Source organism: Gorillibacterium sp. CAU 1737 (assembly GCF_039888655.1).
Lineage (GTDB): Bacteria > Bacillota > Bacilli > Paenibacillales > NBRC-103111 > Gorillibacterium.
Map to the genome: position 1 here is coordinate 853840 of NZ_JBDQQO010000001.1, position 13363 is coordinate 867202.

At 52.8% G+C, this 13363-nt stretch carries 13 protein-coding genes; all 13 read left to right on the plus strand.

Annotated elements, in window-relative coordinates:
- Nucleotides 1-789 carry a type II secretion system F family protein gene (locus AAFN83_RS03935; protein WP_347767214.1) on the plus strand — a complete coding sequence of 263 codons (789 nt, stop codon included), beginning with the start codon at nucleotides 1-3 and terminating at the stop codon, nucleotides 787-789.
- Between the two features lie 16 nt (nucleotides 790-805).
- On the plus strand, nucleotides 806-1006 hold the full coding sequence (locus AAFN83_RS03940) for a Flp1 family type IVb pilin (RefSeq protein WP_347767215.1): 201 nt from the start codon (nucleotides 806-808) through the stop codon (nucleotides 1004-1006).
- Between the two features lie 10 nt (nucleotides 1007-1016).
- Nucleotides 1017-2039 carry a TadE/TadG family type IV pilus assembly protein gene (locus AAFN83_RS03945; RefSeq protein ID WP_347767217.1) on the plus strand — a complete coding sequence of 341 codons (1023 nt, stop codon included), beginning with the start codon at nucleotides 1017-1019 and terminating at the stop codon, nucleotides 2037-2039.
- Between the two features lie 15 nt (nucleotides 2040-2054).
- The gene (locus AAFN83_RS03950; protein ID WP_347767219.1) at nucleotides 2055-4310 is read left to right on the plus strand and encodes a hypothetical protein; all 2256 of its coding nucleotides are present in this window, start codon (nucleotides 2055-2057) and stop codon (nucleotides 4308-4310) included.
- Complete coding sequence (locus tag AAFN83_RS03955; protein ID WP_347767382.1) at nucleotides 4306-4992, plus strand: TadE/TadG family type IV pilus assembly protein; 687 nt, start codon at nucleotides 4306-4308, stop codon at nucleotides 4990-4992. Before AAFN83_RS03950 ends, AAFN83_RS03955 begins: the two co-directional genes overlap by 5 nt.
- A 28-nt stretch (nucleotides 4993-5020) precedes the next feature.
- Nucleotides 5021-5551 carry an A24 family peptidase gene (locus AAFN83_RS03960; RefSeq protein ID WP_347767221.1) on the plus strand — a complete coding sequence of 177 codons (531 nt, stop codon included), beginning with the start codon at nucleotides 5021-5023 and terminating at the stop codon, nucleotides 5549-5551.
- On the plus strand, nucleotides 5548-7095 hold the full coding sequence (locus AAFN83_RS03965) for a DUF6382 domain-containing protein (RefSeq protein WP_347767222.1): 1548 nt from the start codon (nucleotides 5548-5550) through the stop codon (nucleotides 7093-7095). The genes AAFN83_RS03960 and AAFN83_RS03965 overlap by 4 nt, the downstream gene beginning before the upstream one ends.
- Nucleotides 7096-7179: 84 nt before the next feature.
- Complete coding sequence (locus tag AAFN83_RS03970) at nucleotides 7180-7584, plus strand: hypothetical protein (protein ID WP_347767223.1); 405 nt, start codon at nucleotides 7180-7182, stop codon at nucleotides 7582-7584.
- 196 nt (nucleotides 7585-7780) lie between these two features.
- A complete protein-coding gene (locus AAFN83_RS03975; RefSeq protein WP_347767224.1) occupies nucleotides 7781-8071 on the plus strand; it encodes a Dabb family protein in 291 nt (96 codons plus the stop codon).
- Between the two features lie 174 nt (nucleotides 8072-8245).
- Complete coding sequence (locus AAFN83_RS03980) at nucleotides 8246-8512, plus strand: hypothetical protein (RefSeq protein ID WP_347767225.1); 267 nt, start codon at nucleotides 8246-8248, stop codon at nucleotides 8510-8512.
- Nucleotides 8513-8681: 169 nt separating this feature from the next.
- The gene (locus AAFN83_RS03985) at nucleotides 8682-9713 is read left to right on the plus strand and encodes a M42 family metallopeptidase (RefSeq protein WP_347767227.1); all 1032 of its coding nucleotides are present in this window, start codon (nucleotides 8682-8684) and stop codon (nucleotides 9711-9713) included.
- Nucleotides 9714-9716: 3 nt separating this feature from the next.
- Complete coding sequence (locus AAFN83_RS03990) at nucleotides 9717-11642, plus strand: ABC-F family ATP-binding cassette domain-containing protein (protein WP_347767229.1); 1926 nt, start codon at nucleotides 9717-9719, stop codon at nucleotides 11640-11642.
- A 49-nt stretch (nucleotides 11643-11691) separates the two neighbouring features.
- On the plus strand, nucleotides 11692-13308 hold the full coding sequence (locus tag AAFN83_RS03995) for an ABC-F family ATP-binding cassette domain-containing protein (protein WP_347767231.1): 1617 nt from the start codon (nucleotides 11692-11694) through the stop codon (nucleotides 13306-13308).
- Nucleotides 13309-13363 lie beyond the last annotated feature (55 nt).

The window sequence follows — 13363 nt, forward strand, 5'->3', positions numbered from 1 at the left end:
TTGAAAAAGGAGAATTCGATCCTGGAGCGGCTCGGTCCGCTGTCCGAGGCTTTCCTTCGATTTGTGAAGGCGGAGCAGCGGTTGCCTTCTCTCTATACCAAGGTTCAACTGGCTTATCTTCAACTGGAAGGGCCTTCAACGGATTCTGATCGGGCCAACCGATTCATTCGGGACATGCTCACCAAGACCGTTTTGGCGTTCTTGCTTGCCATTCTTCTCGGGATTGTGCTTCGAGACATAACCCTGCTTGTCTGCATCCTCCTGCTAACAGCCTTTCTGCCTGTTCTGGATTATACAAGTCTCCAGAAGAAGACGGTTGCGAAGAAGCGAAGCATCATCATGGAACTTCCCGAGCTTCTTAATCAACTGGTCTTGCTGGTGAACGCGGGAGAGACGGTACAACAAGCTTTGTTTCGTTGCGGAGCGTCCATACCTGACGATCTTCATCCTTGCTCCGCCTTGCAAAAGGAGCTTGCTCTGCTGTTGCAGGACTTGCGCAACCAAATCTCGTTGCCGGTAGCCCTGGACAATTTCAGTAAACGCTGCGGGGTACAGGAAGTATCGTTGTTCAGTAACACCATTCTGCTTAACTATAGGCGGGGCGGAGATGATTTTGTAACCAGCCTGAGGGAGTTGAACCGCGGGCTTTGGGAGCGGCGGAAGACTCAGGCGAAGACCCTTGGGGAAGAGGCTTCCTCCAAGCTGGTTTTCCCGATGGTTCTGATCTTCCTGATTGTCACGGTTGTGGTAGCGGCCCCCGCTATTCTCATGATGGGAACTTATCAATAATGAAGGAGAGAAATGCATGATCAAAACATTCTGGCTTCCATTCTGGAAAGATGAAGAAGGCCTTGGGACCCTGGAGCTTCTTCTAATCCTGGCGGTGTTGGTTATCATCGCCATTGCATTCCGCAAGTGGATTATCAATTGGGTAAATGGGTTGTTCACAAGTACTGATAGTGAAATGAACAACAAGGGTGGCGCGGTTCAAACCCCTAAACCTTAACGGGGGCTCGATGAAACCTAGAAAAAGTACACAATACTTCTCATTTAAGTTCCATTTCCTCCATCGTCAAGAAGGCAGCTTTACCCTCGAAGCAACAATGGTCTTTCCACTGGTGCTCCTGATCAGCTTCCTCGTGCTGTTCATCAGCTTGTTTCTTTGGCGAACGGCTCAGCTGGAGCTGCGTGCGGAGACAGCAGCGGAGCGGGCGGCATACAACTGGGACAACTCTTATCGGGATCCCGTAAGCGGAGCATTTGCTGTCAGCAATCGGGACGGGCTCTATTGGAGGACCTCTTTGACGGAGCTGTCCTCCTTGTTTCGCATCTCCGGACGTTCATCCAGTACCCTGAACGTTCCCGCCTCGGGTACGGAGAGCTTATCCCTCAGCCAGAGCAAGCTGATCAACCAAATCGACATCGTGCCCCCTGATTCTCAAGGAACCTTCCTCTACAAGAATTCCCTGCTGGAACGAAGCGTTCAAGTGGACCTCGATCGAAAATCCGGCATTCCGCGCCTCTTTGCGAGGCTGATCCCGGAACAGAGCGCAGCAGGGATCGCTGAATCTTACATAACCGAGCCTGCGGAATTTCTCCGCAACCTTGATCTCCTGACCGATTATGCCGGACGGCTCTACGAGTACCTCAGCAAAAGGGATGAGGTCGCTTCTCTTGAGTCCTTTTCAGAGGACAAGCCGCCGCCCTATATCGATTCGGCCGCAAAAGCAAGCCGCTATATTCAAGAGCTGGTGAACGGGAAGCCGCAGGCCTTTCCAACCTCAACGGTGGGCAAGGAGAGGCAGTATGATGCGATCGATCCGGACGGAATTGCCCATGACGCCAAATACACCGTGAATAAAAAAGATGCCCTCGATCAAATCAAGAAGGATGTCGAGCTGATCAAGAGCGGCAAGGTCAAGGGGGTTGTGTGGCACTTCTTCCAGCTCAAAAAAGGGAGCAAGCCCATTGACCTTACTCCAGCCCTGAGGGCTGAGCTGGAGAAGAACGGGATTGTCGTCGTGATCCACCACTTGTAGAGAGGAGTAGCATCCATGAGTCGTAGGCGTTTCCCGCGATGGATGGGGAAGGAGGAAGGCTCGGTTTCTGTCTATCTCATCGTGATTCTGCTCCCCATCTTCTTCTTTCAAGCGGTTCTCGTCGACTTCATTCGCTATGAAGTGGCGGAACGGGAAACCGAACGCGCCGTGAAGGCAGCAGCCAGATCGGTCATGTCGGAGTACGAGACAAAACTACGTGAATACGGGTTGTTTGGCCGTTCTGATGACCGGGACCAGATGACGCAGTTGTTCTCTGCGTTGATGGCTCAGAACAGCTACGAACCCGGTGCCTTGGCCGGCTTTGCTTACCTGGATGCTTCCTTTCAACCGGAAAGCACGCACGTTTCTTCTATGTATAGTCTTGCCAATCAGGTGGTCTTTCGCAATCAGGTGAACGAGGACATGAAGTATCAGGCGCCTATTGAGTTCACCTTGGAGTTGGTGGAGAAGTTCAAGAAGAACGGCGCGGTGGAGGGGATGAACGCCACAGGCGAGCTCTATGAGAACGCGAGCGGGCTGGAATCCAAATGGAACGACATCCAAGTGGAATTGGATGGAGCCTGGGATGAAGCTCAAACCTTCGCGAAGGAAGCCAAAAAGCGTTCGGAGCGCTATCAACAAACGTACCTAGAATTGAAGGAGCTGGCGGACAAGACCGGAATGACCTCGGTTGTCGATGCCCAGAAATCCCTAGAGCAAATCGAGCAATCGATGGAGCAGTTGCAAGGCTCCATAAGCCGGTTGGGGACTGATCTGCAGGATGCGGAGAAACGATTGACCGACCTGCAAAAGGATCCGAAGAAAAACAAGGATCCCATCGCTTCATTAACGGACTCCATTCGAACGATGAGGGAAAGCTTGGCCAGCCTGAATCAATCATTGGCCAAACTGGTTCAAGACAAGCAAGCCGTTGCCGATCTTATGCGGGATCTGGCTGCTTACACCCTTAAGCTCGAAGAATCAAAGCTGTTGCTTCCGCAGGACCAAGCGAAACTGAACGAGCTTCAACAGAGTTTGAATGGACGGATCAACGAGGCACAGAAACGAAATGCCGAACTCCGCAAGGAAAAGGAACGCTTGATCGCTGAAGCTTCCAGCAAGGGGGGGGCTGCAAGCAAAATCTATGAATCGGTACAGGTATTGGACGAAGATTATTTTATGCATTATCAAATCGACAGCGGTCGAGTCCTATCGATCTTTAATGGGCTGGCCTTGAAATGGCAGGAAACAACCTGGTTCACGGGGGAGTCAGGGGATGCGATTCACGAAGCTGCAAAACAAGCAGTTCAGCAACCCGACGAGTTTCTGGCGAAGCAAGGGGCACTTGAAGAGAAGCGGAAAGCCAATCGCAAGGAACGGGAGAACCAGCAACAATCCACGGAAGCAGAGCTGGAGGAGCTTCTAGCCCAAGGGCGAGACTTTCTCGGGTCTGGCTCCAATCAAGCGATCTATGAACAATTGAATGGCACCGCGAAAGATCGAAGCACGGGGCTGTTCGCCAAGTACATCACTTTCAATTCAGCTGGGTCTATCGAGTCAGGAACCAGTGGGTTAGCGAATGCACCCTACTCTTCCAGTAGGGGAAGCATCAAGGAAGCAATGGGCTTGGGCAGCCGAATCGAACAGCTCCTAACGGATGCTAGAGGAGAGTTGTATTTGAATGAATTTGCCCTGCAGCATTTCTCGAATCGAACATCCGCGTTGGCGGATTATGCCGATCGCTCCTTGGCAGGCCAGGAAGCGGAATATATTCTATATGGGTTTGACTCCCAGCTCGGGAATTACTCAGCCGCATATGGAGAGATGTTCACCCTCCTGTTTGCGATCCGTACGGTCGAAGCGCTGCTGGACCCGAAAACCGAGGTTCTGAACATTGGCTCCCCCTTACTTGTTCTTCTTGTGGCTGCTGTACAAGGAGCGAAGGACGCTTATCTGGATATGCGAAAGCTTTTGGACAACCAAGCCATTCCGCTAATCAAGAAGCTCCCAGCGATGAAAGTCACCTATAAAGATTTTCTTCGGGTGTTCTTTTTACTACACAGTAACGACAAGAAGATGATGGCCCGGATGCAAGCCTTGATCGAAATGGACACCGGCCTTGATCTGACGCATCAGACTACTTACATTCAGGCGCGTGCTTCTTCGACTTATCGAGTCTGGTTCCTGAAGGGGATTGTCTCCAAACTGGGCGGCATTGAGCTGGATGGTCGATACGGGAAGGCAACAGCAACGGCGGTGATGACTTATTAACAAAAGCGGGAAGTCGAAGGGCTCTCTCTTTCGGAGTGCTTCGGGAAGTCTTACGCTTGAAGCAGCCCTGGTTCTGCCTCTATTTCTTGTTTTTGTTTTGGCCATGCATGCTCTAATTCGATTGTCGATTGCAGAGGTGAAGGTACAGGCGGCCGCATCCGAGACCGTGAAGGAGATCGCCACTCACTATGCTCCAGTAGATCGGTTGTACAGCAAAGCGAAGCAAAAAGCGGCAGGCACTCGAACAGCGGAGGTTATCGGACAAGTGCTGGACCAAATACGCAAGGCGAGAGGGGCCGTTACCCAGGCAGAGGAATCCGCCGCCACTTATGAATCGATAATTCCCGATTCAATCCTGTCCCTTCTGGAATGGGAAAAGAAGCGGCGCGAGCAATGGGAGGCAGAGGGGCAGAGCATGGGAGAGGATGTTGTCCGAACTTGTGTGGATCCGGTGTTGAATGGAGCTTTTCAACCTATTGTTTGGCATTATGCGGATAAGCGGGTCTTGCAGAAAGAGCAGTTTCGCGTCACCAAAGTTACGTTGCCTGATTTAAACCGAGCGGGGGAGCCGTGGTTTGGGGTCGAGGTGGAATATCGGGTTCGATTGCCGCTGCCTTTTGTCTCCAAGACCATCGTAATCCGAAAAAAGGCGATGGAACGAGCCTGGGTTGGAAATCGATAACCTATTCGTTCGTTTAGGAGGGCATGGATTGATCTGGATCTTATTGTTTCTTTTGATCACAGCAGCCGCGGTGACCGATCTGCGGGACAGCAAAATCCCGAATGCGGTCTGCTTGGCTGGCATGGGCAGTGGAATGGGCATGAACCTGCTGCTCTCTGGATGGACAGGTGCCTGGCATTCGCTGACGGGACTGGTCATTGGGTTTGCGTCTCTGTTTCTGTTGCATGTGATCGGAGCGCTTGGAGCGGGAGACGTCAAGCTCTTTGCGGCCATCGGATCGATCTCGGGAGGAGGATTTGCTATCCAATGCGCACTGTATTCCATTCTCTTTGCCGGTGTGATTGGGATCCTGATCTTGATCAACCGCAAGCTGTTTAAGGAACGATTAACCCGAGTGGGATTCATTCTAATTTCGGTTTTGGGAATGAAGCAGGTGAGCGCTCTGACGGAGGGCAAGAAGAAGGATATGCTTCGTTTTCCCTTTATGTACGCGGTTGTGCCGGCGGTTATCCTGCTGGCGATGGACAGTTGGTTAAATCGGGGGTGGGGATTCCTATGACCGTGTTGCACGGGGTAAATTGGGACCGGATCGATCGTTCCGGTCATTATGTGGCAGTAAGCCGAGGAACCTCTGGATTTCTCACAGAAGAGATCAACCGAACCGAACGAATCATGTTGGAACGACATCGAATTCAAGGCTTGCTTCCCCTGGTGGTGGAGGAGGAGGATCTGGAGCTGCGATTGTATTATGCATGTTCCGGTTTGCGGCCGCTCGCTCAAGAGCTTCGCTTTCACCCCTTGGAAGAAGAGGATTTGGCACGTTTGATCGTGGATCTGGTGTTTGTTCTGGAGAATGGCAGGGCTCATCTGCTTCAGGATCATCGATTTGTTCTTGATCTGGATCAGGTATATCTGTCTCATGAGACCAAATCGCCGGAGTTGGTATACTTGCCCCTGCGATCAATGGATGAGGAAGAAGATTTTCAGAGCCGCTGGCACAAGCTCATCTCGGCCATTCGGGAAGGGGTCAAAGACACAAGCGGGCAGGTCTTGCGAGTGCTTGATTCTTTGCTCCAGCATAAAGCTCATCCTATGGAATATAAGAAGGGACTGCTCTCTGCTCTTAAACAATCAAGCAAGCTGTCGGTGGAGCAGGAAGGCTTGATTCATCCTCATCAGCGGAAGATTCCCACTAGCTTGTCTCCCTCTACTCTCACGGAATCCTCGCTTAGCCTGAATAAAGGTGGGGAGGCATTGGGCTCTCCGAAGTCATTCCAATCTCCTGCGGGAAAGGGAGTGATGGCGCAGCAGTCCCAAGCGACGCCAACCGCCCAACAGGCTCCTTCTCTTACACTGTCTGATAAGCAAAAACTAATCCTCATCGTTCCCGTTTTGCTGAGTTGGGGACTGTTTGCCTGGTTTGCTGCAGAATGGCTTCTCTTTGCTGCACTTGGTATCACCGTCTTTGCAGTCTCGGTTGGCTACCACCTATCCAAAGGCCAGACTAAAGGGTGGAAGGAGCCATTATCGCCTAATCCTCTTATGGAGTCCGACCACAAGGGCCAAGAGAACGTGGATCGTCAGAAGAAGCCGAAGGCCGCCTCGTCTCCGATTGCAGACCCAGGTTCAGCTCGGCCGCCAGCGGTTGATTTCATGCAAGAGCCTCTTATTCCATCGGCATCAATAGCAGCCGCTTCTGGACAGGATTCCGAGTACTTCGCCACCTTGTCCAGTCGAACGGTGTTGCTCTTCGATCCGAAGGCAACGGTCCTGTTAAAACAACCCGATTCATCAACGACTGGCTGTCGTGCGTACCTGGAATGGAACAAACCGGATGCTGCTCCTGTTCGCATCCCGATTAAGGAAGAGGGACTCGTGATCGGAAGAGAAACACTTGATCTGCCATTCTCCTCTGATACGAAAGAGCTGTCTCGACAGCATTGCGAACTGTTGCATCAGGATGGCACTTGGATCATCCGTGACCTTGGCTCTAAAAACGGAACGCAAGTAAACGGAAGTCCTCTTATTCCTTATAAAGAGTACCCCTTGGAGCAAGGAGATCAACTCGAACTGGCACGCCTTCACTTCCGATTTCAAAAGTGAATCGAGCTATGCAACCAATAGCGAGATGGAATCGTTAACCAATTAGAGCGTTTCATAGCGCGAAGATTGGGAGGCATTGAAAGAATGAGAAGACTAGGACTGGTTGTTGTCATGATTTTTACTTTGCTTTTCGTTCAAGACCGTCCTTCCCAAATTCAGGTGGATACCAGACCGGAGCTAAATGATTATACTGCCGGGTTCGCCAATTCAACAGAAGAAACCTATAGCGGGATGTATCAAGATGGAGAACGATTTGTCTATCTGGTTGTCGGCAAAGAACCTTACCGAACGGTCATAGCCGAAACACCGGGAAAAACAAGCTCCCGTATGTACAGGGAGGTCAAGTATTCCCTAAAGAAACTGGAGCAAACCGTTGAACAGCTTAAAAGCCTTAGGCACTGCCCCAGCTCGCGAGGGAAATCCCGCTTTGTTTCAAAAGGCTTCATGGGGGATCGATGTAATGAACAATCGAGTTGTTTACACCGATGATGAAACCATCAAAGCGCTTGTTCTTCAACATTTCGAAAAAGACCCTGATCCTATTCCAAGGCGCTCTCATTGTGACGGAGCAGTGATTCGGGACACAAACTTTGATTGTGCACGAGGAAGTGGTATACTATCGGAAAGAGACTCACGCTGCCGGATGCATCCTACACGTTCGGCAAGGGAAAGGAGCTTTTCGAAGATGATCACTCACCTCGTGTTTTTTCGCTTAAAGGATACAAGCCCTGGTTCGCTGGAGAGAACCAAATCCGTTTTGGAAGGGCTGAGAGGGAAGGTTCCGGATTTGCTTTCTCTGGAAGTCGGCGTCAACATCGTGGAGCAAAGCCGAGCCTACGATTTGGCTCTCATCACGAAATTCCCTCATCTGGCTGCATTGGACGCGTACCAAGTGCATCCCGAGCACCTGAAGGTGGTCGCGCATATGGGCGAGGTGCTTCGAGAACCGTCCGTATCGGTCGACTTCGAGTCCTAGATGCCCCGATTCGGTACAACGAACCTTAAAAGAAGATAAAAAATGAAGCCCACTATTGTACTCACAATTGACGGGATGGTCAACTTCATATATCATAGAAACTGAAGTTTTTTTAGTAAGAAAAATCTCATTCATTATGGGGGCTATTCTGTGTCGATGAAGGAGTGATACGCTATGGCTACAGAAAAACGCAAGAAGCTGAGGATGGATATGCTGGATGAACTTTATGAGTTTCATCTGACCGAACGAGGGAAGAAGGCGCTTATACCTGGCAACCTGGAAGATCGGGATCCAGAAAAGTTCTTTGCGCTGGAGTACTTGGCTGATAAAGGGTTGATTCGGTTTAAAGACGAGAATGGACAGCTGGTCGCAAAGATTACCCAATTCGGAATCAACCTGATCAAGGGACCGCTGATGGGGAATGCTTTACCGACGGCTTAACCAATAGAGCCTGTCAGCGGAGCCGATGCTGAAAGTCGGCGTCTCTGCCGGACAACGGACAAACAGATCGCGCAGTGTAGCTCCTTCGGGTCGCTACACTGTTTTGCTGTGTGTAGGTCTTCAATCGAGATCGCAGCGGACATGCTGCAGGAGAGCGGGGAAAAGTTCAATGAAGAACCGAATCAACCAAGCGTATGTGAAGACGGTGCTGAACGAGCTGCTGGCAACACCGAGCCCAACGGGGTATGCCCATCATGCCATCGCTAAGGTGGAGGAAGAAGCGAACAAGCTGGGATACGCCTTCGAGAAAACACCGAAAGGCATGGCCATCATCACCGTAGAAGGGGAAAGCCAAGAGGTGCTCGGTCTGTCCGGGCATGTGGATACGCTGGGCGCCATGGTTCGTTCGATCAAAGATCGGGGAACGCTGCGCATGACGCCTCTCGGCGGTTATATGATGAGCTCCATCGAAGGAGAGTATGTGCAAGTTCATACCCGCGACGGCCAGACGGTCAGCGGAACGGTGCTCACAACCCATCCATCGGTTCACGTCTATGCAGACGCCCGTGATCAGAAGCGGGAAGAGGCGAATATGGAAGTACGGCTTGATGCAGACGTTGCAAGCCGTGATGATGTGAAGAAGCTGGGGATTCGCGTGGGGGACTTTATCTCCTTCGATCCGCGCAGTCAATGGGTGAACGGTTTCCTGAAATCCCGCCACCTGGACGACAAAGCAGGGGTTGCCGCTCTCTTCGGCGTGCTGGAGCTGCTCAAACGGGAAGGCATCAAGCCGAAGAAGACGCTAAAGGTCTGCATCACGACTTACGAAGAAGTAGGACACGGCGCGTCTTACTTGCCGGAGGATATTCGCGAACTGCTCGCCGTCGACATGGGTGCCATGGGTGACGACCTCACCTGCACCGAGAAAGACGTGTCCATCTGCGCGAAGGATTCCTCCGGTCCGTATGACTACGAGATGACCTCCCGGCTCATCGAGCTCTCCGAGAAGCACGGCATATCGTATGCAGTGGACATCTACCCCAGCTATGGCTCGGATGCCTCCGCTGCGCTGCGAGGCGGTAGCAACCTGCGAGCTGCATTAATCGGCCCGGGCGTTCATGCTTCCCACGGGATGGAGCGGACGCACGAGGAAGCGCTCTGGAACACCATTTCCCTCTTGACGGCATATGTGACGGAGTAATCGATGAGCCAACTGATCCTGGAACAACTAACGAAAAGCTATGGAGAAAAGGTGCTGTTTGATAACATCTCCTTCTCCATCATGGAAAAGCAAAGGATTGGCCTGATCGGCGTCAACGGAACCGGGAAATCCTCTCTTCTTCGAGCCGTCGCCGGCATCGAACCGGCAGACAGCGGCAAAGCGCTTCATGCGAAGGATTACCGGATGGAGTATTTGGCGCAGTCTCCAGAGTTTGGTCCGGGCGTGACCGTGTTGGAACACATCTTCCGTGGGGACAACCCGCTCATGCGGACCCTTCGCGAGTATGAACAGGCGTTGACCGCGCTCGAAGCGGACCCGATGAACGAGAGGAAGCAGGAGAAGCTATTCGCCCTTCAGCAGCGGATGGATGCAGAGAACGCCTGGGACGCTGAAGCTCAGGCCAAGATCATCCTTGGCAAGCTCGGCATTCGCGAGTTTGACAAGGAAGTCGCCGCCCTCTCTGGAGGACAGCGGAAACGGGTTGCGCTCGCGAGCGCGTTGATCCAGCCTGCCGACCTGCTGCTGCTTGACGAACCGACCAACCATATCGACAACTTGACGGTTACCTGGCTGGAAGAAGAGTTGTCCCGTTATCGCGGTGCTCTCCTGCTCGTCACCCACGATCGCTATTTTCTGGATCGGGTCACGAATCGAATCTTTGAGCTGCACCGCGGACGCTTGTACACCTACGAAGGCAATTACTCGGTCTTTCTGGAAAAGAAGGCAGACCGGGAAGAGCAGGAAGCTTCCTCGGAAGCGAAGCGACAAAATCTGCTGCGCCGGGAACTGGAATGGCTGAAGCGGGGAGCGAAGGCCCGCACAACCAAGCAAAAAGCGCGCATTGACCGGGCTGAGGAGCTGCGCGACCGCAAGGTGGAACGGCCGGACGAGGCAGTCGACTTTGCGGTAGGCGGAAGCCGACTCGGGAAGAAGGTTATTGAGCTTGACTCGATTACAAAGCGGATGGACGACCGCGCCTTGGTGAAGGATTTCACGCATATCGTGCTTCCCGGGGAGCGCATCGGGATCATCGGGCCGAACGGAAGCGGCAAGACGACGCTCCTGAACCTGTTGGCTGGCCGACTTCAGCCGGATGAAGGGCAAGTGGACACGGGAGCCACCGTGAAGCTCGCCTTTTATACCCAAGAAAATGAAGAACTTGACGGAAGCCTCCGCGTCATTGAATATATAAAGGAAGTGGCGGAGGTTATTCACACGATCGATGGGGAAACCATCACCGCTTCGCAGATGCTTGAGCGCTTCCTGTTCACCGGCGCCCAGCAATGGACGCCGATCTCCCGTCTGTCCGGCGGAGAGAAGCGGCGGCTCTATTTGCTTCGGACGCTGATGGGCGAGCCGAATGTGCTCTTGTTGGACGAACCGACCAACGACCTCGACATCCAGACCTTATCGGTGCTGGAGGACTATTTGGATCAATTTCCCGGGTCGGTCATCACCGTATCTCACGATCGGTATTTCCTGGACCGGACGGCGGATCGGCTGTTTGTCTTTGACGGACGCGGGGGAATCCGCAAATATGAGGGCAATTACACCGAGTATTTGGAGACGGTTGCCCGCGAGGAAGTCACCGCAGCCCCGACAGGGGGAAGCGTAGGAACGACGAAGGCATCGGCCGGATCGGAAGCCGAGCCGGGGAAGGCACGCAGCGACAAACCGCGCAAGCTTTCCTATAAAGAACAGAAGGAATGGGACGAAATCGAAGGCCGGATCGCAGCTTTGGAGGAAAAAAGCGCGGAGCTGAAGCAGCAGATCGAGCAGTTCGGAAGCGACTACGACAAGGTTCGGGATCTCTTTGAGGAAGACCGAAAGGTGACGGAGGAGTTGGACCGCGCCATGGAGCGCTGGACCGAGCTGTCGGAGCTGGTCGAGGAGCTGTCCCGATCCTAAGAGACGCAGATCCTCATTCCCTTTACCACAATGCAAAGGCGGTATGTACATGATCAGCACCAATGGAATCACGCTCCGTTACGGGAGCCGTCCACTTTTTGAAGACGTCAATATCAAGTTTACCCCGGGTAACTGCTACGGCTTGATCGGGGCCAACGGAGCGGGCAAATCGACCTTCCTGAAGATTCTTTCGGGAGAAATCGAAGCGTCGCGCGGCGAAGTGAGCATCACCCCAGGGGAACGGATGGCCGTGTTGAAGCAGAACCATTTTGAATACGACGATTATGAAGTGCTCAAGACGGTCATCATGGGGCACTCGAAGCTGTACGCCATCATGGAGGAAAAGGACGCTATCTATGCAAAGTCGGACTTCTCCGATGAAGACGGGATGCGTGCAGCTGAATTGGAAGGCGAGTTCGCCGACCTGAACGGTTGGGAAGCGGAATCGGACGCAGCGGAGCTTTTGATCGGCCTCGGCATTCCGAAGCCCCTGCATGACAAGCTGATGAAGGATCTGGACGGCAACGAGAAGGTTCGTGTCTTGCTCGCTCAGGCGCTCTTCGGCAATCCGAACATTCTGCTCCTTGACGAACCCACGAACCACTTGGACCTGGAATCGATCAATTGGCTTGAAAGCTTCCTTGCGAAGTTTGAAGGCACTGTCATCGTGGTTTCCCATGATCGCCACTTCCTGAACCAGGTTTGTACGCACATTGCGGACATCGACTTTGGCAAGATTCAGCTGTACGTGGGCAACTACGACTTCTGGTATGAATCGAGCCAGTTGGCGACTCGTCTCATCTCCGACAAGAACAAGAAGATCGAAGAGAAGCGCAAGGAGCTGGAGGAGTTCATTCGCCGGTTCAGCGCGAACGCCTCGAAATCGAAGCAAGCGACCTCCCGGAAGAAGCAATTGGAGAAGCTTACCCTGGATGATATCCGTCCGTCCAATCGGAAGTACCCGTTCATCAACTTCAAGCCGGAGCGTGAAGCAGGCAAGCAGATTTTGACAGTGGAAAACCTGTCCAAGACGATCGACGGCGTTCAAGTGCTGGACAACATCAGCTTCACGCTGAACAAAGGCGACAAAGTGGTTCTGGCTGGACCGGACGGTCTTGCCAAGACGACGTTGTTCCAAATCCTGACGGGAGAGCTGGAGGCGGACAGCGGAAGCTTTACGTGGGGGGTAACCACTACGCAAGCGTACTTCCCGAAGGAAAACTCGAAGTATTTCGAAGGAGTTTCCCTCAGCCTCGTCGATTGGCTGCGCCAATTCTCGAAGGATCAAGATGAGCAATTCATCCGCGGCTACCTGGGCCGGATGCTGTTCTCCGGCGAAGAGGCGACGAAGAAGGCCAGCGTTCTCTCCGGAGGAGAGAAGGTCCGCTGCATGTTCGCCCGCATGATGCTTACCTCTTCGAACGTTCTTTTGTTCGACGAACCGACGAATCACTTGGATCTGGAATCGATCACCTCGCTTAACAACGGGCTTGCCGATTTCGACGGAACCTTGATGATCGTCTCGCATGACCATCAGCTTCTGCAAACGGTCGGCAACCGCGTAATCGAAATTACGCCGAAGGGGCTCATCGATCGTCTCTCGACGTTCGACGAATACCTGGAGAACCCCGATGTTCTCAAGCTTCGCGCCGAGTTCTACGCGTAAGGGTCAACTAACATAAGACATCCCTTAACAAGGGATGTCTTTTTTCGTGCCATAA